Annotated in this window: 19 protein-coding genes and 1 pseudogene; 9 read left to right on the top strand and 11 right to left on the bottom strand. The window is 71.3% G+C overall.

Annotated features, from left to right (window positions below):
* Positions 1-59: 59 nt before the first annotated feature.
* The 4 genes from whiA to uvrC are packed head-to-tail and all read right to left on the bottom strand — an operon-like array spanning position 60 to position 5300.
* Positions 60-1049: a DNA-binding protein WhiA gene (whiA, locus tag AB0P24_RS34680; protein WP_030642347.1), complete on the bottom strand. Its 990-nt coding sequence runs from the start codon at positions 1047-1049 to the stop codon at positions 60-62.
* Entirely contained in the window at positions 1040-2107 is a 1068-nt protein-coding gene (gene yvcK, locus AB0P24_RS34675; protein ID WP_365801093.1) for a uridine diphosphate-N-acetylglucosamine-binding protein YvcK, read from the bottom strand. The genes whiA and yvcK overlap by 10 nt, the downstream gene beginning before the upstream one ends.
* Positions 2104-3150, bottom strand: coding sequence for an RNase adapter RapZ (gene rapZ, locus AB0P24_RS34670; protein WP_365801091.1), 1047 nt, complete (start codon positions 3148-3150; stop codon positions 2104-2106). The genes yvcK and rapZ overlap by 4 nt, the downstream gene beginning before the upstream one ends.
* Positions 3147-5300, bottom strand: coding sequence for an excinuclease ABC subunit UvrC (gene uvrC, locus AB0P24_RS34665; protein ID WP_365801089.1), 2154 nt, complete (start codon positions 5298-5300; stop codon positions 3147-3149). Before uvrC ends, rapZ begins: the two co-directional genes overlap by 4 nt.
* A 705-nt stretch (positions 5301-6005) precedes the next feature.
* Between uvrC and AB0P24_RS34660 the strand changes: the two genes are divergently transcribed.
* Positions 6006-6953 (top strand): hypothetical protein, encoded by a 948-nt coding sequence (locus AB0P24_RS34660; protein WP_365801087.1) that lies wholly within the window; start codon positions 6006-6008, stop codon positions 6951-6953.
* 28 nt (positions 6954-6981) lie between these two features.
* Here the strand turns inward: AB0P24_RS34660 and AB0P24_RS34655 are convergent, their stop codons facing one another.
* Entirely contained in the window at positions 6982-7419 is a 438-nt protein-coding gene (locus AB0P24_RS34655) for a Rieske (2Fe-2S) protein (RefSeq protein ID WP_365801085.1), read from the bottom strand.
* A 248-nt stretch (positions 7420-7667) separates the two neighbouring features.
* Here AB0P24_RS34655 and AB0P24_RS34650 point away from each other — a divergent pair, with 248 nt between their 5' ends.
* Entirely contained in the window at positions 7668-8765 is a 1098-nt protein-coding gene (locus tag AB0P24_RS34650) for a LacI family DNA-binding transcriptional regulator (RefSeq protein ID WP_365801083.1), read from the top strand.
* A complete protein-coding gene (locus AB0P24_RS34645; RefSeq protein WP_365801081.1) occupies positions 8746-9663 on the top strand; it encodes a carbohydrate kinase in 918 nt (305 codons plus the stop codon). Before AB0P24_RS34650 ends, AB0P24_RS34645 begins: the two co-directional genes overlap by 20 nt.
* Before the next feature lie 160 nt (positions 9664-9823).
* Here AB0P24_RS34645 and uvrA read toward each other — a convergent pair whose 3' ends face one another.
* Complete coding sequence (gene uvrA / locus AB0P24_RS34640) at positions 9824-12877, bottom strand: excinuclease ABC subunit UvrA (RefSeq protein WP_365801079.1); 3054 nt, start codon at positions 12875-12877, stop codon at positions 9824-9826.
* 225 nt (positions 12878-13102) lie between these two features.
* Between uvrA and AB0P24_RS34635 the strand changes: the two genes are divergently transcribed.
* From AB0P24_RS34635 to AB0P24_RS34615, 5 genes are all read left to right on the top strand, one after another.
* Positions 13103-13792 (top strand): maleylpyruvate isomerase family mycothiol-dependent enzyme, encoded by a 690-nt coding sequence (locus AB0P24_RS34635; protein ID WP_365801077.1) that lies wholly within the window; start codon positions 13103-13105, stop codon positions 13790-13792.
* A gap of 42 nt (positions 13793-13834) precedes the next feature.
* Positions 13835-14491 carry an MBL fold metallo-hydrolase gene (locus AB0P24_RS34630; RefSeq protein ID WP_365801075.1) on the top strand — a complete coding sequence of 219 codons (657 nt, stop codon included), beginning with the start codon at positions 13835-13837 and terminating at the stop codon, positions 14489-14491.
* 319 nt (positions 14492-14810) lie between these two features.
* Positions 14811-15695, top strand: coding sequence for an ABC transporter substrate-binding protein (locus AB0P24_RS34625; RefSeq protein WP_365801073.1), 885 nt, complete (start codon positions 14811-14813; stop codon positions 15693-15695).
* Positions 15692-16621 (top strand): amino acid ABC transporter permease, encoded by a 930-nt coding sequence (locus tag AB0P24_RS34620; protein ID WP_365801071.1) that lies wholly within the window; start codon positions 15692-15694, stop codon positions 16619-16621. The genes AB0P24_RS34625 and AB0P24_RS34620 overlap by 4 nt, the downstream gene beginning before the upstream one ends.
* The gene (locus tag AB0P24_RS34615) at positions 16618-17370 is read left to right on the top strand and encodes an amino acid ABC transporter ATP-binding protein (protein ID WP_365801069.1); all 753 of its coding nucleotides are present in this window, start codon (positions 16618-16620) and stop codon (positions 17368-17370) included. Before AB0P24_RS34620 ends, AB0P24_RS34615 begins: the two co-directional genes overlap by 4 nt.
* 4 nt (positions 17371-17374) lie before the next feature.
* Here the strand turns inward: AB0P24_RS34615 and aroQ are convergent, their stop codons facing one another.
* Positions 17375-17848 carry a type II 3-dehydroquinate dehydratase gene (gene aroQ / locus AB0P24_RS34610; protein ID WP_365801067.1) on the bottom strand — a complete coding sequence of 158 codons (474 nt, stop codon included), beginning with the start codon at positions 17846-17848 and terminating at the stop codon, positions 17375-17377.
* A 179-nt stretch (positions 17849-18027) separates the two neighbouring features.
* Between aroQ and AB0P24_RS34605 the strand changes: the two genes are divergently transcribed.
* Positions 18028-19299, top strand: coding sequence for an MFS transporter (locus tag AB0P24_RS34605; protein WP_365801065.1), 1272 nt, complete (start codon positions 18028-18030; stop codon positions 19297-19299).
* Positions 19300-19323: 24 nt separating this feature from the next.
* On the opposite strand, the pseudogene AB0P24_RS34600 reads toward AB0P24_RS34605, so the two are convergent.
* The 4 genes and pseudogenes from AB0P24_RS34600 to AB0P24_RS34585 form a co-directional block, all read right to left on the bottom strand.
* Positions 19324-19440: pseudogene (locus AB0P24_RS34600) on the bottom strand (ionic transporter y4hA); the annotation flags it as partial.
* Positions 19441-19589: 149 nt separating this feature from the next.
* Positions 19590-20591 carry a TerC/Alx family metal homeostasis membrane protein gene (locus AB0P24_RS34595; RefSeq protein ID WP_365801063.1) on the bottom strand — a complete coding sequence of 334 codons (1002 nt, stop codon included), beginning with the start codon at positions 20589-20591 and terminating at the stop codon, positions 19590-19592.
* Positions 20592-20813: 222 nt separating this feature from the next.
* Entirely contained in the window at positions 20814-22760 is a 1947-nt protein-coding gene (locus tag AB0P24_RS34590) for a TerD family protein (RefSeq protein ID WP_365801061.1), read from the bottom strand.
* Positions 22761-22809: 49 nt separating this feature from the next.
* Positions 22810-23388, bottom strand: a complete 579-nt coding sequence (locus AB0P24_RS34585) for a TerD family protein (protein WP_234544350.1) — start codon at positions 23386-23388, stop codon at positions 22810-22812.
* Positions 23389-23529: the final 141 nt, after the last annotated feature.

Here is a 23529-nt window from a genome sequence, read left to right as displayed (position 1 = left end):
ATGCAAACGCCGGTGCCGACGACCGTGACAGCCGTCGGCACCGGTGGGGTGACAGTGCCTCAGCCTGCGAGGTTGTCGGCCAGCTCCTCGGAGAGGTTGGCCTCGGTGCCCGGGATACCCAGATCGGACGCACGCTTGTCGGCCATCGCGAGGAGGCGGCGGATCCGGCCGGCGACCGCGTCCTTGGTGAGCGGCGGGTCGGCGAGCGCGCCCAGTTCCTCCAGGGAGGCCTGCTTGTGCTCCATGCGCAGCCGGCCGGCCGCCGCGAGGTGCTCGGGCACCTCGTCACCGAGGATCTCCAGGGCACGCTGGACCCGGGCGCCGGCCGCGACGGCCGCGCGGGCGGAGCGGCGCAGGTTGGCGTCGTCGAAGTTGGCCAGGCGGTTCGCCGTGGCACGGACCTCACGGCGCATCCTCCGCTCCTCCCAGGCCAGCACCGACTCGTGCGCGCCGAGGCGGGTCAGCAGGGCACCGATCGCGTCACCGTCACGGACGACCACCCGGTCCACCCCGCGCACCTCACGGGCCTTCGCGGCGATGGACAGCCGGCGGGCGGCGCCGACCAGCGCGAGCGCGGCCTCCGGGCCCGGGCAGGTCACCTCCAGGGAGGAGGAGCGGCCCGGCTCGGTCAGCGAGCCGTGCGCCAGGAAGGCGCCGCGCCAGGCCGCCTCGGCATCGCAGGTGGCCCCGGAGACGACCTGCGGGGGCAGGCCCCGGATCGGCCGGCCCCGGCCGTCCACCAGGCCGGTCTGGCGGGCCAGCTGGTCGCCGCCCGCCACCACGCGCACCACGTACCGGGAGCCGCGGCGCAGCCCGCCGGGGGCCATCACGATCAGCTCCGAGCTGTGCCCGAAGATCTCCAGGATGTCCCGCTTCAGGCGCCGGGCCGCCATCGCGGTGTCCAGCTCCGCCTCGATCACGATGCGCCCGCTCACCAGGTGGAGGCCGCCCGCGAACCGCAGAATGGCGGAGACCTCCGCCTTCCGGCAGCAGGTCCGGGTGACGGGTAGCCGGGAGATCTCGTCCTTCACCGCTGCCGTCATCGCCATGGGCCGATCCTTCCATGCATCCGAAAAATACGGTCGTACGCGGCGGCCAACAGCTCCGGGTCGTGCCGGGGTGAACCGTCGGTCCGGGCCACGGGGCTCAGCTCGACCGCGGCTCCCAGCCGCTTGGCGGCCTCGGTGAGCAAGTCGCGGTCGGGCACGGCGGCCTCGTCGGCCAGCACCACGTCCAGGGCGAGTTTAGGGGCGTGTCGCCCCAAAACCTCCAAATGACGCTGCGGTGAGAAGCCCTCGGTTTCTCCCGGCTGCGGTGCCAGGTTCAGGGACAGGACCTTGCGGGCCTTGGTCTCGGTGAGCGCGTCGAGCAGATCGGGGACGAGCAGGTGCGGAATCACCGAGGAGAACCAGGATCCGGGGCCGAGTACCACCCAGTCCGCGTCCAGGACGGCCGCCACGGCCTCCGGCACGGCCGGCGGGTCGTGCGGGACCAGGTGCACGGACTGCACCTCGCCGGGCGTGAGCGCCACGGTGGCCTGCCCCCGGACGATGTCCACCTCCTCGGGCCGCTCCGGGTCGTGCCCCTTGACCAGGGCCTGCAGCTCCAGCGGCACCGCCGACATGGGCAGTACGCGCCCGTGCGCGCCGAGCAGTTTGCCGACCAGGTCCAGGGCCTGGACGTGGTCGCCGAGCTGCTCCCACAGCGCGACGATCAGCAGATTGCCGACCGCGTGCTCGTGCAGGTCGCCCTTGGACTGGAAGCGGTGCTGGATGACCCGGGCCCAGGTCTGGCCCCAGTCGTCGTCACCGCACAGGGCGGCGAGGGCCTTGCGCAGATCACCCGGGGGGAGCACACCCAGCTCGTCGCGCAGGCGCCCGCTGGAGCCGCCGTCGTCGGCCACGGTGACGACGGCGGTGAGATCGCCGGTGATCCGGCGCAGGGCGGCGAGCGAGGCGGACAGTCCCATGCCACCGCCCAGCGCGACCACCTTGGGCTGGGCACCGCGGCGGCGCGGCCGGGCGCCGCGGGCCTCGACGGGACGGGCCGCGCGGGACTCGGGCACCATCCGGCGCAGCCTGCTCAGCCGTGGAGTGCGCTCGGTCACTCGCGCCCCATGTCCCGGTGCACGACCACGGTCTCCACTCCCTCGGCGGCCAGCCGGGCGGCGAGCTTCTCGGACACGGCGACCGAGCGGTGCTTGCCGCCCGTGCAGCCGATGGCGATCGTCACGTAGCGCTTGCCCTCCCGCCGGTACCCGGCCGCGATCAGCCGCAGCAGCTCGGCGTAGCGGTCGAGGAACTCCTTGGCGCCGGGCTGGTTGAAGACGTACGCCGACACCTCCTCGTTGAGGCCGGTGTACGGGCGCAGCTCCGGCACCCAGTGCGGGTTGGGCAGGAACCGCATGTCGGCGACCAGGTCGGCGTCGACCGGCAGGCCGTACTTGAAGCCGAACGACATCACCGTGGCCCGCAGCTCGGGCTCCTCCTCGCCGGCGAACTGGGCGTCCATCTTGGCGCGCAGCTCGTGCACGTTGAGGCTGGAGGTGTCGATCACCAGGTCGGCGTCGCCGCGCAGCTCGCGCAGCAGCTCCCGCTCGGCGACGATGCCGTCCACGATGCGGCCGTCGCCCTGCAGCGGGTGCGGGCGGCGCACCGACTCGAAGCGGCGGACCAGGGCGTCGTCGGAGGACTCCAGGAAGACGATCCTGCGCGTGACGCCCCGGCTGTCGAGGTCGGCGAGGGACTCGCGCAGGTTGTCGAAGAAGCGCCGGCCGCGCACGTCGACCACGACCGCGATCCGCGCCACGTTGCCCTGGGAGCGGGCGCCCAGCTCGACCATGGTGGGGATGAGGGCCGGCGGGAGGTTGTCCACGACGAACCAGCCGAGGTCCTCCAGACACTTCGCCGCCGTCGAACGGCCGGCTCCCGACATGCCGGAGATGATCACCAGTTCGGGGATGGCCGCTTCGGGCACCCCGGCCGCAGTGGCGTCCGTACTCACTTCTGCTCCGTCGTCCTGGACCGCTTCGGCTTCCGCCTGTCGCGGCTGATCCTGGCGGGCCTCGCTGTGCGTTCCCTCGGGCTCGCCCCGCGTTTCGCTGAACGCCGGATCTCGCTGTGCTGTGGGCTGTGCGTCGCGCTCGGTCATCTCTCCTGCCCCCGTCGATCGTCCGGGGCGCCCGCGGGTACGGGCTCCCCCGAGGCGTCCGCCGTCGTCTCGGGCGCCTCGTCTTCCCTGTCATCCATGATCTCTCCGGTGGCCGTGTTCACGGCGGGTGCGGCCGGGGCCGCCTGGGCGAGGGCCACGGCGATGGTCTCGGCCGTCTTGCGGCCTATCCCGGGCACTTCCTGGATCTGCTCGATTGTGGCGGACCGCAGCTTCTTCACCGAGCCGAAATGCTTGATCAACGCCTGCTTGCGCGTCTCGCCGAGGCCCGGTACGTCGTCCAGGGGGCTGGAACGGAAACGCTTGGCCCGCTTGGTGCGCTGGTAGGTGATGGCGAAGCGGTGCGCCTCGTCACGGATGCGCTGGAGCAGGTAGAGCCCCTCGCTGGTGCGGGGCAGGACCACCGGGTCGTCGTCCTCGGGCAGCCAGACCTCTTCGAGGCGCTTGGCGAGGCCGCAGACGGCGATGTCGTCGATCCCCAGCTCGTCGAGCGCCCGCTTCGCGGCGGCGACCTGCGGCCGGCCACCGTCGACGACCACGAGCTGGGGCGGGTAGGCGAACTTCCTGGGGCGGCCGTCATCGTCCTTGAAACCGTTGACCGGGGCGGCGTCGGGGTCGGTTTCGGAGGTGGCGACGGAAGCGGGGGCTGGGCTGGGGGTGGGAGTGGGGCTGGGGGTGCCGGAGTCCATGACGACGTCTTCGGCGTTGTCCTCCACCCACTCGCCGGTCCGCTCCTTGTCGGCGAGGTAGCGGCGGAACCGGCGGGTGATCACCTCGTGCATCGAGCGCACGTCGTCCTGGCCGGCGAAGCCCTTGATCTGGAAGCGGCGGTACTCGCTCTTGCGCTGCAGGCCGTCCTCGAAGACGACCATGGAGGCCACCACGTCGTCGCCCTGGAGGTGCGAGATGTCGTAGCACTCGATGCGCAGCGGGGCGCTGTCCAGGTCCAGGGCGTCGGCGATCTCCTCCAGCGCCCGCGAGCGGGTGGTGAGGTCGGAGGCGCGCTTGGTCTTGTGCAGGGCGAGCGCCTGCTGGGCATTGCGCTGCACGGTCTCCATCAGGGCCTTCTTGTCGCCGCGCTGCGGGATGCGCAGCGAGACATTCGCCCCGCGACGGCCGGTGAGCCACTCCTGGACCGGCTCGACCGGCTCGGGCAGGGCCGGGACGAGCACCTCCTTAGGGACGGCGTCCCCGGTCTCCTCGCCGTACAGCTGCTGGAGGGCGTGCTCGACGAGAGCCCCGGTGGTGACGTCCTCCACCTTGTCCGTCACCCAGCCGCGCTGCCCGCGCACGCGTCCGCCGCGCACGTGGAAGATCTGCACGGCCGCCTCCAGCTCGTCCTCCGCGACGGCGATGAGGTCGGCGTCGGTCGCGTCGGCGAGCACGACCGCGTTCTTCTCCATGGCCTTCTTCAGGGCCTCGATGTCGTCGCGCAGCCGGGCGGCCCGCTCGTACTCCATCTCCTCGGCCGCCTCCATCATCTGCTTCTCCAGACGGCGGAGGTAGGTGCCGGTGCGGCCGGCCATGAAGTCGCAGAACTCCTCGGCCAGTTCGCCGTGGTCCTCCGGGGAGATCCGGCCGACGCAGGGAGCCGAGCATTTGCCGATGTAGCCGAGCAGGCAGGGGCGGCCGGTGCGGGCCGCGTTCTTGAACACCCCGGCGGAGCAGGTGCGCACCGGGAACACGCGCAGCAGCAGGTCGACGGTGTCCCGGATCGCCCACGCGTGGCCGTACGGCCCGAAGTAGCGCACGCCCTTCTTCTTGTGACCGCGCATCACCTGAACCCGCGGGAACTCCTCGTTCATCGTCACCGCGAGGTACGGGTAGCTCTTGTCGTCGCGGTACTTCACATTGAAGCGGGGGTCGTACTCCTTGATCCAGGAGTACTCCAGCTGGAGCGCCTCGACCTCCGTGGACACCACGGTCCACTCCACGGACGCCGCGGTGGTGACCATCGTCCGGGTGCGGGGGTGCAGGCTCGCCAGGTCCTGGAAGTAGTTCGCCAGGCGCTGGCGCAGGCTCTTCGCCTTTCCGACGTAGATCACCCGACGGTGCTCGTCACGAAACCTGTACACCCCGGGAGAGTCCGGGATCTGTCCCGGCTTGGGGCGGTAGCTGGAGGGATCGGCCATGTCTCACACCCTACTGGCGAGCACCGACACCGCGACGAGGCTGTGGACAACCGTGGGCGGGAGGCCGGGACGGGCGGGAGGCCGGAACGGCGGGTGCCCCAGGGGGCGGGACCGACAGGGCGGAGGGCGCCGTCGGCCTGGGGAGCGGGGACGCAGGGGCCGGGAGCGGTGGCGGTGGGGGCGGTGGCGGGGCGGTGGCGGTGGCGGTGGCGGTGAGGGAGATACCGCGATCGCGATCCGCTCTGCTCTGCTCTGCTCGCAGCCACACCCCGCCTGGGCTCCGGCTCGCGGAATCGGACACCTCGGTGACGTCGCGAGCGGTTCCGGCATGCCGCACTCGCGGACCCGGTTCGCGACCGGCGCGGAGCCGTCGGGCCGAGCGTGGCGGATCCTGCACGGCTTTCTCCGTGAATAGGCACCTCCCCCGTGCACGGTCTCCGGCCTCCCGGCCGTCGGCGGCACCGCCGCTGCGCGCACGATCCCGCCGGTCAGGGGGTCGCGCCTCGGCCAGGCGGGCGTTCTCGACCGGTCGAAGGTGTTGTCGGTGATTGGTCAACACGCTTCAATGCGGGGGAACTCGGGGCCGTGAGCGACGGCCTGCGGACGCGGCATGCCCAGGTGCGGCCGTCCCCGGCGCCGACCGGGTGGCCCCGAACCGCGTCAACGGCCTGACCAGCCGTTGCCCCCGACAGAAAGGCCCCCTGCATGCGGCACGGCACACAGCACGCGGACGTCGCCACCGCGGAACTGGACTCGGCCCTGCGGGGCGGCCCCTTCCATGTGGCCCTGCGCGCCGCGATCGCCGCCCGCGGGCTGCCGCTCCAGCGCGTGCAGCATCATCTGTCGCGCTATGGCGTCAAAGTGGGCGTCACCAGCCTCAGTTACTGGCAACAGGGTGCCCGCCGCCCCCAGCGCCCGGAGTCACTGCGGGCCGTTCGCGCGCTGGAGGAGATCCTCCAGCTCCCGGACGAGTCCCTGATCCGGCTGCTCGCCGACACCGAGCAGGATCCCGCCGTGCGCCGGCCCTCCGCCCGCTCGTACCGCTCGTTCATCGAGGCCTGTGACGTCCTGGACCGGTTGCAGGCCGAGCTCGGCTGGTCCCTCGACGGCGGCCTGCACACCCTGGGGCACCACGACCGGGTGCGGATCGGCGGTCACCGGGAACTGGCCGCCCGCGAGTCCCAGCACATCGTGCGCGCCCACCGGGACGGCGTCGACCGCTTCGTGGCCGTCCACCACGGCGACCCCGGTTGCGCCCCGCGGCACATGACCGTGCACGCGCTGGAGAACTGCCGCGCGGGACGCGTCCGTTCGGACGAGGAGACCGGTCTCCTCGTCGCCGAACTCCTCTTCGGCACCCGGCTGCGCTCCGGCGACACCTTTCTCTTCCGCTACGCCGTCGAGGACGGCACGGCCGGTGTCTCACGCGAGTACGTCCGCGGTTTCGGCTTTCCCGGCGGCCAGTACAGCCTTCAGGTGCGTTTCGCCGCCGACGCGCTGCCGACCCGCTGCCACCGGTTCGCCCAGCACTCGGCGGCGGCCCCGCGCGGCGGCCGGCAGGCCCTGCCGCTGAGCGGGCCGCACCGCTCCGTCCACCTGGTCGAGCCCCGGGTACGGCCGGGCCTGCTGGGGATCGGCTGGGACTGGGACTGAACCGGCGCTGGGATCCAGACCTCGCCGATCAGGCGCCGGGGCCCGCCACGATCCGACCGTTCGCGGCCTTCACCGGCAGTTCGTCCAACGGCTCGGTGGCCGGCGACCGCACCACCTTCCCGGTCAGGGCGTCGAACTCGCTGCCGTGGCAGGGGCAGACCAGCGTCGTGCCCTGGAGCTTGTTGATCGGGCACCCCGCGTGCGTGCAGATCGTGCTGTACGCCTTCAGGGCGCCGTCGGCGGACCTGCTGACCACCACGTTGTGCTCCCGGTAGAGCTGAGCGCCGCCCTTGGCGACCTCGCTCTCGGCTCCGAGGTCGACAGGCGCGGTCGGTGCGGCTCCGGCGGCTCCGGCCGTGGCCGCACCGCCGGGTGCCTTGCAGGCGGCCACCCCCAGCCCGGCGACCGATGTGACGGCCGCTCCGCGCAGGACGGTACGGCGACTCGCGAAGGGGCGGGTGGGCACGAGGGGCTCCAGGTGGATCGGGGCGGTGCGGTCCGGGACGACACTACCTGGGCGGATCGTCCCGCTTCGGGGCGGGGGGCGAGGGCTCACCCCATAGGGCGTAAACGCTTGCGCAAGCGTTTACGCGCCCCTGTCCGATGAGGTAGCTTCCCGGCCGAAGGGGGCATTGCGGCCCGAGCGGAACCCGGCGGCCCGAGCCGGCACCAGCGAGCCCCCGGCCCGGGGCGGGAAGCGACGAGGGGAGCCCGATGCCCACCATGGCCGACGTCGCCCGGAGCGCCGGTGTCTCGGTGGCGACGGTCTCCCATGTGCTGAACGGGACCCGCCCGGTGCTGCCCCACACCCGTCAGGCCGTGCTCGACGCCGTCGAGGAACTGGGCTACACGCCCAACACCCTCGCCCGCTCCCTGGTGACCTCCCGCACCCGGTCCATCGGGCTCGCGGTGTCGGCGATCAGCAACCCCTACTTCACGGAGATCCTCCAGGGCGTCGAGGCCGCTGTCCTGGAGCACGGCTACAGCCTGCTCATCGCCGACCCGCACGACGATCCCGAGCACGAACGCAAGGTCGTCCAGCTCCTCCACGAACGCCGCGTCGACGGCCTGATCGTCGCCCCCTCCGCCGACCCGCGCGCACTCCTCGCCTACCTGGGCCGTCATGCCGTACCGACCGTCCTCCTCGACCGGGTCATCGGCGGCGCGGACACCGCCCCGCCCTTCGACCAGGTCTGCGCCGAGAACACCGCACCGATGGCCCGGCTCGTCACCCACCTCGCCGGTCTCGGGCACCGCCGGATCGGCCTGGTCGCCGGGTTGCCCGGGCTGAGCACCACCGGCGAGCGGATCACCGGCTACCGGCAGGGGCTGTCCACGGCCGGGCTGGCCCTCGACGACGACCTGATCGCCCCCGGGAACTCCGAATCCACGGGCGCCGAGCAGGCCACCGCCGCTCTGCTGTCGCTCGCCGCCCCGCCCACGGCGCTCGTCACCGCCAACAACGCGATGACCATCGGTGCCCTGCGCACCCTGCGGGCGCGGGGTCTGTCCGTACCGGACGACATCGCCCTGTGCTGCTTCGACGACTTCGCCTGGGCCGACCTCTTCTCGCCCCGGCTCACCGCCATCGCCCAGCCCAGCAGGGAACTCGGCGCCGAGGCGGTCCGGGTGCTCCTCGAACGGCTGGCCGCACCCGACCGGCCCGCCGGGACCCTACGGCTGCCGTGTGCCTTCGTGCACCGGACGTCGTGCGGGTGCCGGGAGAAGGACGGCGTCGCGGACACCCCCAGTGCCCCCAGGACCTCCAGCACCCCGAGAAAGGGACCCTCTCGTGATCGTCGTCGCCGGTGAAGCACTGATCGATCTGGTACCGCAGGGCACGGGCGCCCTCGCGGCCCTGCAGCCGGCGCTCGGCGGCGGCCCGTACAACACGGCCGTGGCCCTCGGCCGCCTCGGCTCTCCCACCGCGTTCTGCTCCCGTGCCTCCCGCGACGCCTTCGGCGAGGCCCTGCTGGACGGGCTGCGGCGGGCGGGCGTGGACGTCTCCCTCGTGGCGCGCGGCCCGGAACCGACCACTCTCGCGGCCGCCACGATCGATCCGCAGGGCTCCGCCTCCTACTCCTTCTACGTCGAGGGGACCGCCGACCGCCTGTTCACCGCCCCCGGCGGCCTCCCCGCCGCCACCCGTGCCGTCTCCTTCGGCACGCTCTCGCTCGTCCTGGAACCGGGGGCGAGCGCCTACGAGCAGCTGATGCGCGACGCGGCCGGGCAGGGCCTGTTCACCGCACTCGACCCGAACATCCGGGCGGGTCTGGTCGCGGATCCGGACGCCTACCGGGCGCGTTTCAAGAGCTGGCTGCCCTCGGTGACTCTCCTCAAGCTCTCGGAGGAGGACGCGCTGTGGCTGGGCGGCACGCCGCACGAATGGCTGGCTGCGGGCCCCTCGGCCGTGGTGATCACCCACGGCGGTGACGGCCTCAGTGCCTTCACCCGCGACGGCACCGTGTACGCCGTCCCCGGCGAGGAGGTCGCCGTCGTGGACACGATCGGCGCCGGTGACACGGTGAACGCGGCCCTGCTGCACGGCCTGGCCGTGCAGGACGCTCTGTCCGCCGAGGCGCTCCTGGGACTGGGCGCCGACGGCTGGACGAGGTTGCTGCGATTCGCGGCGCGGGCGGCCGCGATCACCTGCTCCCGGGCGGGTGCGGAACCGCCGTATGCCTCCGAACTCGGAGACCTGCCTGTCTAGCACTCTCTGTTGAGGAGTCAAGGTCCGTCATGGCCGCGGGGATCGGGCGGCTGATCATGGAACGAGCGGCGCCCCACGGGAAGTTCCCGTGGGGCGCCGCGTTTGATCTGATCTGCCGGGATCCGCCGGAATCCGCCTGAGCAGGCGAACCGGCTGGGCCTCAGGCTTTGCGGGCTCGCGTCGTCTTCTTCGCGGGCGTGGTCTTCTTCGCGGGCGTCGCCTTCGCCGTGACGCCGGCCGCCTTCTTCGTGGCCGTGTTGTCGGCCGTCGTGGCGGTCGCGGTCGCCGTCTTCCTGGCCGTCGACTTCGCCGCGACCGTCTTCTTCGCCGCCGTCCTGCGCGGGGCCTTCACCGAGCTGGCGTCACTGACACGGTCGGCGCCGAGGATCTCGCGCAGGAACTTGCCGGTGTGGCTGGCCGGTACCCCGGCGACCTCCTCGGGGGTGCCCTCCGCGACGACGAGTCCGCCGCCGGCGCCGCCCTCCGGACCCATGTCGACGACCCAGTCGGCGGTCTTGATCACGTCGAGGTTGTGCTCGATGACGATGACCGTGTTGCCCTTGTCGACGAGGCCGCCGAGGACCTTCAGCAGCTTGCTGATGTCCTCGAAGTGCAGACCGGTGGTCGGCTCGTCGAGGACGTAGACCGTGCGCCCGGTGGAGCGCTTCTGCAGTTCGCTGGCGAGCTTCACACGCTGTGCCTCACCGCCGGACAGGGTGGTCGCCGACTGGCCGAGGCGGACGTAGCCGAGACCGACGTCGTTCAGCGTAGTGAGGTGGCGGTTGATCGCCGGGACGGCCTCGAAGAAGTGCATGGCCTCTTCGATGGGCATGTTCAGGACCTCGGAGATGGACTTGCCCTTGTAGTGGACCTCCAGGGTCTCCCGGTTGTACCGGGCGCCGTGGCAGACCTCGCACGGGACGTAGACGTCCGGGAGGAAGTTCATCTCGATCTTGATGGTGCCGTCGCCCGCGCAGTTCTCGCAGCGGCCGCCCTTGACGTTGAAGGAGAAGCGGCCCGGCTGGTAGCCCCGGACCTTCGCCTCGGTGGTCTCGGCGAACAGCTTGCGGATGTGGTCGAAGACGCCGGTGTACGTCGCCGGGTTCGATCGCGGGGTGCGGCCGATGGGCGACTGGTCGACGTGCACGACCTTGTCGACGAGGTCGTCGCCGTCCACGCGCGTGTGCCGGCCAGGGACGTTCCGCGCGCCGTTCAGCTCGCGCGCCAGGTGCGTGTACAGGATGTCGTTGACCAGCGTCGACTTGCCGGAGCCGGACACTCCCGTGACTGCCGTGAACACGCCCAGCGGGAAGGACACGTCGATGTCCTGGAGGTTGTTCTCCCGGGCGCCGTGCACGGTGAGCCGACGGGACGGGTCCTGCGGGCGGCGGACGTCGGGCAGCGGGATCGACTTCTTGCCGGACAGGTACTGGCCGGTCTGGGACTCGGCGTTGGCGAGCAGTTCCTTCAAAGAGCCGCTGTGCACCACCTTGCCGCCGTGCTCACCGGCACCGGGGCCGATGTCGACGACCCAGTCGGCGACCTTGATGGTGTCCTCGTCGTGCTCGACGACGATGAGCGTGTTGCCCATGTCGCGCAGCCGGACCAGGGTCTCGATCAGCCGGTGGTTGTCGCGCTGGTGCAGGCCGATCGACGGCTCGTCGAGGACGTACAGGACGCCGACGAGGCCGGAGCCGATCTGGGTGGCCAGGCGGATGCGCTGGGCCTCGCCGCCGGACAGGGTGCCGGCCGCGCGGTTCAGCGAGAGGTAGTCCAGGCCGACGTCGACCAGGAACCGCAGCCGCTCGTTGACCTCCTTGAGCACGCGCTCGGCGATCTTCTTGTCGCGCGCGTTGAGCTTGAGCTCGCCCAGGAAGTCCGCGCAGTCGCTGATGGACATCGCCGAGACCTCGGCGATCGACTTCTCCATGATCGTGACCGCGAGGACGATCGGCTTGAGGCGGGTGCCCTGACAGGTGGGGCAGGGCACCTCGCGCATGTAGCCCTCGAAGCGCTCGCGGCTTGCGTCGCTCTCGGCCTCGCTGTGCCGGCGCTTGACGAACGGCACGGCGCCCTCGAAGGGCGTGGTGTACACGCGCTCGCGGCCGTACCGGTTGCGGTAACGGACCTCGATCTGCGTCTTGTGGCCGTAGAGCAGGGCCTTCTTGGCGCGCTGCGGCAGCCCGGCGAAGGGGATGTCGGTGCGGAACCCCAGCGCGTCCGCGAGGGCGCCGATCAGGCGGCCGAAGTAGTCCTTGGTGTGGCCGTGCGACCAGGGGTGGATGGCACCCTCGTCGAGCGACTTGTCCTCGTCCGGGACGATCAGCTCCGGGTCGACCTCCATGCGCGTGCCGATGCCGGTGCACTCGGGGCAGGCGCCGAAGGGCGAGTTGAAGGAGAAGGAGCGGGGCTCCAGCTCCTCGAAGGACAGGTCGTCGTACGGGCAGTACAGGTGCTCCGAGTACATGCGCTCGCGCTCGGGGTCGTCCTCGGGGAGGTCGACGAAGTCGAGCACGACCATGCCGCCGGACAGGCCGAGCGCGGTCTCCACGGAATCGGTGAGGCGGCGCTTGGCGGTGTCCTTCACCGTGAGGCGGTCGACGACCACCTCGATGGTGTGCTTCTCCTGCTTCTTCAGCGTCGGGGGTTCGGAGAGCTGGATCGTCTCGCCGTCCACGCGCGCGCGGGAGTAGCCCTTGGTCTGGAGGTCGGCGAAGAGGTCGACGAACTCGCCCTTGCGCTCGCGCACCAGGGGCGAGAGCACCTGGAAGCGGCTCCCCTCCGGCAGCTCCAGGACCTTGTCCACGATGGCCTGCGGCGACTGGCGCGAGATCGGGCGGCCGCACTCGGGGCAGTGCGGCTTGCCGATGCGCGCGAAGAGCAGACGCAGGTAGTCGTAGACCTCGGTGATGGTGCCGACCGTCGAGCGCGGGTTGCGCGAGGTCGACTTCTGGTCGATGGACACCGCCGGGGACAGGCCCTCGATGAAGTCCACGTCCGGCTTGTCCATCTGCCCGAGGAACTGGCGGGCGTACGAGGAGAGCGACTCCACGTAGCGACGCTGGCCCTCAGCGAAGATCGTGTCGAAGGCCAGGGAGGACTTGCCCGACCCGGACAGGCCCGTGAAGACGATGAGCGAGTCACGAGGCAGGTCGAGCGAGACGTTCTTCAGATTGTGCTCGCGCGCGCCACGGACGATGAGACGGTCGGCCACAGCCGGTCCGCACCTTTCTTGAGAGAAGCTGACAGGGGCAGGGCCCCGTGCTTCTTCAGACTAGGGGGAGCCACTGACAACGCCGGTCGGATTCCTGGATGCGTAAACAATCCCGGACCATCCAGCATGCCCGACGCCGCCTCCGACGATATAGCACGCCCATTCGATTTACGGAGCTCGCGCGAAACCTTCACCCGAAGGTGTGGCAGGGCTACTGTCAGCCCCATGATTGATCACGCTCATGACCTGGCGTCTGTACAGAAAGCGACCGAGCGGCTCCTCACCGCGGTCGCCGCCCTGGACAACGCGGCCGGCGCGCGACCGTCACGGCTGCCCGGCTGGACGGTCGGACATGTCCTCGCCCACCTCGCCCGCAACGCGGACGCGCTCGCCAACGTCCTGGACGGGCGTCCCATGTACGCCTCCGCCGAGGCACGGGACGCCGACATCGAGCGCGACGCGCCGCGCCCGCTCGGTGTGCAGCTGGACGACCTGCGGGCGAGCCATGCCGGATTCCGGGCCCGGGCGGCCGAGCCCGCGGACTGGTCGCGCACGGTGGAGCTGCGCAACGGGGTCACCGACACCGCGGCAAGGGTGCCGTTCCGCCGGTGGGCCGAGGTCGAACTGCACCATGTCGACCTCGGGATCGGATACGAGCTGGAGGACCTGCCGCAGGAGTTCACCGAGCGGGAGATCGACTTTCTCGCGGAGCGCTTCGGCGGGCACCCGGAGGTCCCGTCGACCGGACTGCGCAGCGACAGCGGCCGGGTCTGGACGACCGGCGGCGGCGCGCCGGGGGGTCCGATCGCCGTCGAGGGGTCCGCCGCCGACCTGCTGGGCTGGCTCGCCGGCCGCCGCGACGGCTCGGCCCTGATCGTGAAGGGCGGCACCCTGCCCGCGCTTCCGCCGCTGTAGCGCGGCACGTCGGCGCCCTCTTCCCGCTATAGGCTGATCACCATGACGTACAGCGGAGAGGTCACGGTCGGCGGACCGGCGGACGTGCACGAGCTCAAGGACCTGATGATCACCAAGATCGCGGTCGGGCCCATGGACAACAACGCCTATCTGCTGCGCTGCCGCGCCACCGACGAGCAACTGCTGATCGACGCGGCCAACGACGCGGAGACGCTCCTCGGCATGATCGGTGACGACGGCATCGCGTCCGTCGTCACCACCCACCGGCACGGCGACCACTGGCAGGCACTGGCCGAGGTCGTCGCCGCGACCGGCGCGCGGACGTACGCGGGCCGCGAGGACGCCCCCGGCATCCCGGTCAGCACCGACGTCCTCGTGGACGACGGCGACGTGATCCGGGTCGGCCGCGTCGAACTGACCGCCCGCCACCTGGTCGGTCACACCCCGGGCTCCGTCGCCCTGGTCTACGACGACCCGCACGGCCACCCGCACCTCTTCACCGGGGACTGCCTCTTCCCCGGTGGCGTCGGCAACACGTTCAAGAACCCGAAGGCCTTCGCCAGCCTGATCCACGACGTCGAGACGAAGATCTTCGACGTGCTGCCGGACGAGACCTGGGTGTACCCGGGACACGGCAACGACACCACGCTGGGCACGGAGCGCCCGCATCTGCCGGAGTGGCACGCGCGCGGATGGTGAGCCGCGGGCGCGCGTCCCCGTGCTGAGCGCGGGCGCGCATTCCTTCCACGCGCGCCCCGTGTGAACGGTTCGCACGCGCCGGCCCCCGGCGCACGCTCCCGGCGCGCGTCGTCGCGCAGTCAACTGGTTGCAGCCCCGCACAGGATGACGGCTCCTGCGCGGTACGGGCCGCCGGCCATCATTCCCCGCCCTCGGCCGGCGGCCTCGGCACGTCCGCCCTGCGCGGCGACGTTCACAAGACTGCAACACCCGTTCCCACTATGCGGACAGATGCCCGCTTGACGTGGACAAACGCGGCTTTCGCTGTCACTCTCCCGCCATGCACCCTGCCCCGAGCGCGCTGCGTCGCGCTGTCGCCGCCGCCACCATAGCCCTGCTCGCCACCGCTGTCGGCTGCGCTCCGCAGCCGGACGACAAGGCGTCCGGCGGGTCCTCCTCCTCGGCCGGAACCACCTGCGCCAAGGGCAAGTTGGCCACCAAGACCTCCGGCAAGCTGACGATCGCGACGGACGAACCGGCGTACGAGCCGTGGTTCAAGGACGACAAGCCGGCCAACGGCGAGGGCTTCGAGTCGGCGGTCGCGTACGCCGTGGCGAAGCAACTGGGGTACGACAAGAGCGCGGTCGTCTGGCAGCGGGTGCCGTTCAACAAGGCGTTCGCGCCCGGCGTGAAGACCTTCGACTTCGACATCAACCAGGTGTCCATCAGCACCGAGCGCAAGAAGGCCGTGGACTTCTCGTCCGGCTACTACGACGTCCGCCAGGCGGTCATCGCGCTCAAGGGCGGCAAGGCCGCGAAGGCGACGAGCATCGCGGATCTCAAGGGCCTCAAGCTGGGCGCCCAGGTCGGCACGACGAGCCTCAACTACATCAGCGACGTGGTGAAGCCGTCCCAGGAGGCGGCCGCCTACTCCAAGAACGACCAGGCCGTCTCGGCGCTCAGGAACGGCCAGGTGGACGCGATCGTCACCGACCTGCCGACCGCCTTCTACGTCACGGCGGCCCAGGTGACGAACGCCAAGATCGTCGGCCAGTTCGAGAACCAGGGCGGCACGCCCGAGCAGTTCGGGCTCGTCCTGGACAAGGGCAGCGACCTCACGTCCTGCGTGACGTCGGCCGTGGACGCCCTGCGCAAGGACGGCACGCTGGCGAAGCTGGACAAGCAGTGGCTGTCCGACGCCGTCGACGCTCCGGTGCTCAAGTGACGGTCACCAAGGACGAGTCCGGCCAGGAGGACGCGGACGACAAGGGCGACATGCCGGCCGGTGCCCCTGCGGGCGCCCTCGGTTACACCCCCTCCGGACGACGACTGGAACGGGAGCGCTACAAGCGTGCCCGCGCCCGTCGCGCGACCACGATCGCCGCGTTGTCGACCCTGGTCACGGCCGTCGTCCTGTACATGGTCGTGGTCAGCGCGCCGGGCTGGGAGCGCACCAAGGAGACCTTCTTCGACGGGCAGTACGCGCGCGAGGCGTTCCCCAAGGTCCTCGAAGGCCTGTGGCTCAACGTCCGGCTGCTGCTGATCTGCGGCGTGCTGGTGCTCGTCCTCGGCATGCTGATCGCCATCGCCCGCACCCTGCCGGGGCCGGTGTTCTTCCCGCTGCGAGCGCTGGCGGCGGCCTACACGGACTTCTTCCGCGGTCTGCCATTGATCATCAACCTGATGATCGTGGTCTTCGGGGTACCCGCGCTGCGCCTCCAGGGCGTGACCGTCGATCCCGTGCTGCTGGGCGGTACGGCGCTGACGCTGACGTACTCCGCCTACGTGGCCGAGGTGTTCCGTGCGGGCATCGAGTCCGTGCACCCCTCGCAGCGCGCCGCGGCCCGCTCGCTGGGGCTGACCAACCGGCAGGCGCTGCGGTACGTGGTGCTCCCCCAGGCCGTGCGCCGTCAGGTGCCGCCGCTGCTGAACGACCTGGTGTCGCTGCAGAAGGACACGGGGCTCGTGTCCATCGGCGGCGCGATCGATGCCGTACGGGCGTCCGACATCATCGCCCAGCGCAGCCTCAACTACACGCCGTACATCGTCGCCGGGCTGGTCTTCGTGGCGCTGACCATCCCGATGACCCGTTTCACGGACTGGGTGACCGCCCGGATGGACCGGCGGCGGGCCCAGGGAGGATCCATATGAGCGACGCGCCTGTCCTGCGCATGGAGTCCGTCCGCAAGACGTTCGGGGATGCGGTCGTGCTGCGGGACGTGGACCTGGAGGTCGCCCCGCACACGGTGACGGCACTGATCGGCGCCTCCGGCTCCGGCAAGTCGACGTTGCTGCGCTGCGCCAACCTTCTGGAGGAGATCGACGACGGCGCGATCTGGCTGGACGGCGAGGAGATCACCGACCCGCGCGCCGACCAGGACGCGGTGCGCCGCCGTATCGGCGTGGTCTTCCAGGCCTACAACCTCTTCCCGCACATGACCGTGCTGGACAACATCACCCTGGCGCCGCGCCGGGTGCACGGCGTCGCCCGCGCGGAGGCCGAGGAGCGGGCAGGGGAACTGCTTGAACGCCTCGGACTGGGTGACAAGGCAGGCGCCTACCCCGACCGGCTGAGCGGCGGCCAGCAGCAGCGGGTGGCGATCGTGCGCGCCCTGGCGGTACGGCCCCGGCTGCTGCTGCTCGACGAGGTCACCGCCGCCCTCGACCCGGAGCTGGTGGGCGAGGTGCTCGCCGTGGTCCGGGATCTGAAGGGCGAGGGGATGACCATGGTGCTGGCGACGCACGAGATGGGCTTCGCCCGGGACGTCGCCGACCAGGTCTGCTTCCTCGACGGCGGCGTCGTACTCGAACGCGGCACGGCCGAGCAGGTGTTCGGCGACCCGCAGCAGGAGCGCACCCGGCGCTTCCTGCGGCGGATCGTGGAGGCCGGACGGCTCTGAGCCGCTACGCGTCCGCGGTGGTGGGGCCGACCAGCGCCGCCACCCGCTCCACGCCGAACACATAGCCCTGCACGCCGCATCCGGCGATCACCGCGTCGGCCCGCAGGGAGACGTAGGAGTGGTGCCGGAACGACTCGCGCTTGTGGATGTTGGAGATGTGGACCTCCAGCACGGGCAGCCCGTCGCAGGCGTTGAGGGCATCCAGGATCGCGACCGAGGTGTGCGAGTAGGCGCCCGGGTTGATGACGATCCCGCAGTGGTTGAGGCGTGCCTCGTGGATCCAGTCGACCAGCTCGCCCTCGTGGTTGGACTGCCGGAAGTCCACGGTGCCGCCGTGTGCGGCCGCCGCCTTGACGCACAGGGCCTCGACGTCGGCGAGGGTGTCGGAGCCGTAGATCTCGGGCTGGCGCTGGCCCAGCAGGTTCAGGTTGGGTCCGTTGAGGATCATGATCGGGGCGTTGGCCAGGGTGCGGGGCACGATTCCTCCGGTCCGGTGGGTGAAGGCGGACGGCCCGGGCAGGCGCCGCTCGGTCCGGTCTATCACGGTCCGCGGCGGCTCCCGCGCGAGGCGTCTCACCACCGTGCGCCCCGTAACCGGAGATCACCCTGGGTAGTTGACGGAGCATGCATGATGCACGCACCGTAAGGACCCCCTCGATGCTGCGGCTGGCCGCCGCCTCCCTCACCGGGACCGCGATCGAGTTCTACGACTTCTTCGTCTACGGGACGGCCGCGGCGCTCGTCCTGGGACCGCTGTTCTTCCCGACGTTCTCGCCGCTCGCGGGGACACTGGCGGCGTTCGGGACGTTCGGCGCGGGGTTCGTGGCCCGGCCGCTGGGCTCGGTGCTGTTCGGGCATGTCGGGGACCGGCGCGGCCGGCGGCCGGTGCTGTTCGCGTCCCTGCTGCTGACGGGTGCGTCGACGGTCGCGGTCGGGTTCGTGCCGTCCTACGACAGGATCGGCGTCGCCGCTCCGCTGCTGCTTCTGCTGCTGCGCTTTCTGCAGGGGCTGGGGCTCGGCGGGGAGTGGGGCGGGGCGGTGCTGCTCACCGCGGAGCACGCGCCCGCCGGGCGGCGCGCCCTGTGGTCGAGCTTTCCGCAGATCGGTCCGGCCATCGGTTTTCTCCTCGCCAACGGCGTGATGCTCGGCCTCTCGGCGTCCCTGACCGACGCCCAGTTCGCGCGGTGGGGGTGGCGGGTGCCGTTCTGGGCGGCCGGGGCGCTGGCGCTGGGCGGGCTCTGGCTGCGTTCGTCGCTCGCCGAGACCCCGCAGTTCCTGGAGATCGACGAGCCCGCGCGCATGCCGTTCGCAGAGGTCGTACGGCACCACTGGCGGCTGGTGCTGCTGACGGCGGGGGCGCTCGCGGTCGGGTACGCGGTGTTCTACGCGGTGACGACCTGGTCGCTGGCGTACGGGACGGAGCGGCTCGGGGTGAGCCGTACCGTCATGCTGACCTGTGTGATGGCCGCCGTGGTGGTGAAGGGGTCGCTCACCCCGGTGATGGCCCTGCTGGGCGACCGCTACGGGCGGCGGCCGCTGTGCCTGGTGGGGTGCGCGGCCTCGGCGCTGTGGATGTGCCCGATGGTCGCGCTGCTCGCGAGCGGACAACCGCTTCTGATGTTCCTCGGGTTCACGGGGGCCCTGGTCGCCTTCATCACCATGTTCGCGGTGGTCGCCGCCTATCTGCCGGAACTCTACGAACCCCGGGTGCGCTGCACCGGTGCCGCCGTCGGGTACAACCTCGGCGGCGTCCTCGGGGGCGCGCTGACGCCGATCGTGGCGACTGCTCTGGCGGAACACAGTGGACGCGTGCCGTGGGCTGTGGGGGCTTATCTGACGGCGATCGCGCTGCTGAGTCTGGGGTGCTTCGCGCTGCTGCCGGAGACGCGTCCGGTGCCGGTGGCCACGGTCGAGCCGGTCGCCGGGTGAGCGTTTGCGGACCGGCTACGGGTTCAGCGCGACGGCCGCGCCGGGCAGATCACGGCCCCAGGTGAACAGGAGCAGGACGACCGCGAGCACCGGCACGAGGAGCGTCCACTGGGTGGTGAGCGACCTGAGCCGAGTGATCATGCAGCGATGGCGGCAGAGGCGTGCGGGCTTCCCATTCGGGTCCTTTCGGGCTCCCGGGGCCCACCGCCGACGCGGCACGGCCCCCAGGTCAGGAGTTGAACTCGGCTTCGCACCGCTGCGCGGGGTGGTTGTTCCTACGTCTGACGTGGTCAGACGTCGATGCTGTCCTTCGGAGCGCCTTCGCTCCGAGCCTGCGCCGTCTCGGCCGCCGCCTGCTTCCTTGAGGCCCTCAGGCTGGTGATCGTGGTGACGGTCAGGACCGCGCAGATCACGCCGAGCGAGACCGGGATGCTGATCTCCGGGACGTGGACGCCGGACTCGTGCAGCGCGTGCAGCACCAGCTTGACGCCGATGAAACCGAGGATGATCGACAGGCCGTAGGAGAGGTGGACCAGCTTCCTCAGCAGTCCGCCGATGAGGAAGTACAGCTGCCGCAGACCCATCAGCGCGAAGGCGTTGGCCGTGAAGACGATGTACGGGTCCTGAGTCAGGCCGAAGATGGCGGGAATGGAGTCCAGCGCGAACAGGACGTCGGTCGTACCGATCGCGAGCATCACGACGAGCATCGGCGTCATGACCCGCTTGCCGTTCTGCTGGATCCACAGCCTGGTTCCGTGGTAGCGGTCGGCCACACCGAACTTGCGCTCCGCGGCCTTGAGCAGCTTGTTCTCCTCGAACTCCTCTTCCTCCTGGTCGGCCCGGGCCTCCTGGATCAGCTTCCAGGCGGTCCAGATCAGGAAGGCGCCGAAGAGGTAGAAGACCCACGAGAAGCTGGCGAGGATCGCGGCGCCCGCGGCGATGAAGGCGGCCCGCAGCACCAGGGCTATGAGGACGCCGACGAGCAGCACCCGCTGCTGGTACTGCGAGGGCACGGCGAATTTCGCCATGATCAGGACGAAGACGAAGAGGTTGTCGACGCTCAGCGACTTCTCGGTGATGAAGCCCGCGAAGAACTCGCCGGCGGGCCGGCCGCCGCCGAAGACGAGCAGGCCGAGGCCGAAGAGCCCGGCCAGGGCGATCCAGACGACGGTCCAGATGCCGGCTTCCTTGACGGATACGTCATGGGGCTTGCGGCCGATGAGGAAGTCGACCGCGATCAGGGCGGCCAGCCCCAGGACGGTGAGGACCCACAGGGTCGCGGATACATCCACTGTCGCCTCCGGTTAGTGAACGGCAAAGATTCGGCGTTGCGCTACCGGAGGTCTCTTCCACCCGGGACGGGCCGACGCCCCGGGATCCGATCGGATCCGTATTGACGGGTACGCCGCAGCAGACAGGGAGTACTCCCCTCCGTACGGAAAACAGTACCCCAATCACCAAGGAAAGGTAAAGAACTCAGTAAAAGAAAGACCAAACTCCCTGGTCAAGGCGCCCTACGCGAGCTTCGTGCGGGCTGCCACGACCTGGGTGAGCACCCGCTGGAGCACGTGACTGCCAGGCGGTACGAGGCAGGGCTCGTACGTCCAGGCATGCCCCACCCACGGGTCGGCCAGGTGATCGTCCGGGACCGGGGTGAGTCGCATCAGTGAACGCCAGAGCGGATCGAGCAGCGGGCCGTAGGCGGCGGCGTCCTCACGATCGGCGACCAGCAGGAGATGGACGCCGACGTCCGGGCCTTCGTCCGCGAGATAGCGCAGCTGGGTGACGGCCCGGTCGTCGAAGCCGTGCGGGAAGTCGTGCACGATCAGCAGCTGCCGTGAGGTGTCCAGACCGGGCGGCAGCGCGTCGGCGGCACCGCCGCGCACCGCCATCTGCACCAGGTCGACGCGCTCGGTGAGCGGCCCCAGCGTGCCGGCCACTCCGGTGGCGCCCGTCGCGGGCGGCGCGTCCAGCGCACCGGTCCCCGTCAGCGGTGCGAGCGCGGACGCGCCGGCTCCCGCCGGATCGATGACCCGCACGCCGAACTCCCCCGCCGGATGGACGGCGAGCAGCCGGGCGGCGAGCGCCACCGCCGTCTGCAGGGCGAGGTGCCGCAGCTCACCCGCCTCCTCGGACCGGGACTCGTCGGGCGCCCCGCTGTCGATCCACAGGCCCCGCTCCAGGGGTAGCCGGACCAGCATCGGAATGCGCAGCGGGTCGCTCTCCGGAAGGTGAAGGTCGCCCAGCCGGACGGCCATCGGCGGCTCCGTCGGCACCCGGTAGCCGTGCCAGGCCGGGTTGTCCCAGCGGGCGTACGCCGGTGGCAGCGCGGGCTCGACGACCTCGGACTCGGCGGTGAGCTGGGCGAGGTCCCGGTCGAGAGCCGCCTGCGCCTGGTCGACCAGCTGGGCGTGCCGGGCCTGGGCCGCCTCGCGGGCGGCGTCACCCGCCGACCCCAGTCGGCTGCGCGGGTCGGAGAGGACCTGGTCGAGTTCCTTCTCCAGGCGCGAATCGGCGAAGTCGACAGCGCTGCGACAGGCGGCGGTGGACCGGGCCAGGTCCTCGAACATGCCCCAGACCTGGTTGTAGAGCCGCTCGTCCATGGACCAGCCGACCGCGTCGCCCGCGACGGGCGGCACGGGCCCGTCCGCCGGGGCTGGAGCCCCCTGGGCCGGGGGCCCAGGGGGCTGACGTCGCTTCGGATGCGTGTAGTCGATGGGGCCGCCGGAGGGCGGAGCGGCCGCCGGTCCCTCGGGAGGAGCGGGCCGGACCGCGCTGTTGCCGGGGGTCTGGACGTCGTACGGCGATCCGGCGGCGATGGCGGTGCCCGGCAGGTCAGGGCCACTGGCGGAGGCGGCCGTGCGGCGGGAGCGGTCGGCGTCCGTGGTGTGCGCCGGGACCGAGCGGGCCAGGCCCCGCGCCACCGCTTCCTCGATCCCGCGGGCGAGTTCGGCGGCCTGGGGCAGGCCCTGGTCGTCGAGGAGCGCCGGGAGGCCCGCCGCGTACCCCTGGCCGACCGCGCGGATCTTCCAGGCGGTGTGGCGGCGGTAGAGCTCCAGAGCGACGACCGCGGACTCGGCGTCCAGGCCGGTGAGGGTGTAGCCGGCGACCTCGGTGCCGTCGAGTCCGGTCACCGCGGCGCGCGGTGCCGCGAGGGCGCCGAAGCGGGTCGGGCCGCCGGGCGTGGCGGGCAGGGCGATCAGGACGCTGACCCGGTGCACGGTCTCGGGCATGGCGTCGAGGTCGACGGCGAGCCGGTGCTCGGCGGCCGCCTGCCGGGAGACCTCGATCCCGGGCAGCGTGGGCGCGCCCGGATGGGCCACCCCGTCGGCGCCCCGAACCCGGCCGCTCTCGTCGGCGAGGGTGGCGCCGGCCACGACGGGCGCGTCGGCCGAGATCCGGATCTCGATCCGGTTCCGCGAGAGCGGATGGTTCTGCCCACGCACCAGCTCGGCCGCCATTGCGCACGTCCCCCTGTGTGTCGTGTCCTCGTGTGCCGTCGGGCCGCTGCTAGAGGTTCGGCAGGATCGCCGGCACCAGGTCCTGGAAGGTGCGGCCCCTGGCCGGGACGCCCAGGGCCGTCATCGTCCAGCCGGATCCCGACCGGTGGACCTTCGCCATGATCTGGGCGGTGTACTCCCCGCCGCCGTCGAGCGTGTAGCGCGCGAGTTCCTGGCCGGTGGTCTCGTCGACCAGTCGGCAGAAGGCGTTCTGCACTTCCTGGAAGGTCTGCCCGGTGAAGGAGTTGACGGTGAAGACGATCTGGTCGACGTGGACCGGGACGCGCGCGAGGTCGACGAGGATGGCCTCGTCGTCGCCGCCCTGGCCGGCGCCGCCGACGAGGTTGTCGCCCGTGTGGCGGACCGAGCCGTCGTCGCTCACCAGGTGCCGGAAGAACACCACGTCGACGGGCTGCTTGTCGGCGAACAGCACCGCCGAGGCGTCCAGGTCGATCTCACGGGTGCGCGAGCCGAACAGCCCGCGCCGGGGTGCCGCCTTCCAGCCAAGACCCATGCGGACCGCGCTCAGGGAGCCGCCGTCCTTCTTCTCCAGGCTGATGGCCTGACCCTTGGTCATGTTGACGGTCACGGCTGCTTCCCCTCGTCGGATGTCCCCGGTTGCCGCGAAGTGCGCGGTTGCCCGAAACCCTATGCAGCGCCGCTGACAGTGCCGAACCCCGGCCCGCGCTTTGTGTCGGTCTTGCAACACTTCGCGCCCTTGCCGGGGTTC

The sequence above is a fragment of the Streptomyces sp. NPDC086519 genome (genome assembly GCF_040686075.1).
Taxonomy (GTDB): Bacteria; Actinomycetota; Actinomycetes; order Streptomycetales; family Streptomycetaceae; genus Streptomyces; species Streptomyces shenzhenensis.
The sequence above is the reverse complement of the archived record's forward strand: the minus strand, read 5'-3'. Positions and strand labels throughout refer to the sequence as shown.

Excerpts from the sequence above, each read along its gene's own strand:
- rapZ (WP_365801091.1), bottom strand. The coding sequence starts at position 3,150 with ATGACCGAGCGCGACGCACAGCCCACAGCACAGCGAGATCCGGCGTTC.
- AB0P24_RS34615 (WP_365801069.1), top strand. The coding sequence starts at position 16,618 with ATGAGCGACGCGCCTGTCCTGCGCATGGAGTCCGTCCGCAAGACGTTC.
- AB0P24_RS34590 (WP_365801061.1), bottom strand. The coding sequence starts at position 22,760 with ATGGCGGCCGAGCTGGTGCGTGGGCAGAACCATCCGCTCTCGCGGAAC.
- whiA (WP_030642347.1), bottom strand. The coding sequence starts at position 1,049 with ATGGCGATGACGGCAGCGGTGAAGGACGAGATCTCCCGGCTACCCGTC.
- AB0P24_RS34635 (WP_365801077.1), top strand. The coding sequence starts at position 13,103 with ATGATTGATCACGCTCATGACCTGGCGTCTGTACAGAAAGCGACCGAG.
- AB0P24_RS34660 (WP_365801087.1), top strand. The coding sequence starts at position 6,006 with ATGCGGCACGGCACACAGCACGCGGACGTCGCCACCGCGGAACTGGAC.
- uvrC (WP_365801089.1), bottom strand. The coding sequence starts at position 5,300 with ATGGCCGATCCCTCCAGCTACCGCCCCAAGCCGGGACAGATCCCGGAC.
- AB0P24_RS34605 (WP_365801065.1), top strand. The coding sequence starts at position 18,028 with ATGCTGCGGCTGGCCGCCGCCTCCCTCACCGGGACCGCGATCGAGTTC.
- AB0P24_RS34630 (WP_365801075.1), top strand. The coding sequence starts at position 13,835 with ATGACGTACAGCGGAGAGGTCACGGTCGGCGGACCGGCGGACGTGCAC.
- AB0P24_RS34650 (WP_365801083.1), top strand. The coding sequence starts at position 7,668 with ATGCCCACCATGGCCGACGTCGCCCGGAGCGCCGGTGTCTCGGTGGCG.
- AB0P24_RS34625 (WP_365801073.1), top strand. The coding sequence starts at position 14,811 with ATGCACCCTGCCCCGAGCGCGCTGCGTCGCGCTGTCGCCGCCGCCACC.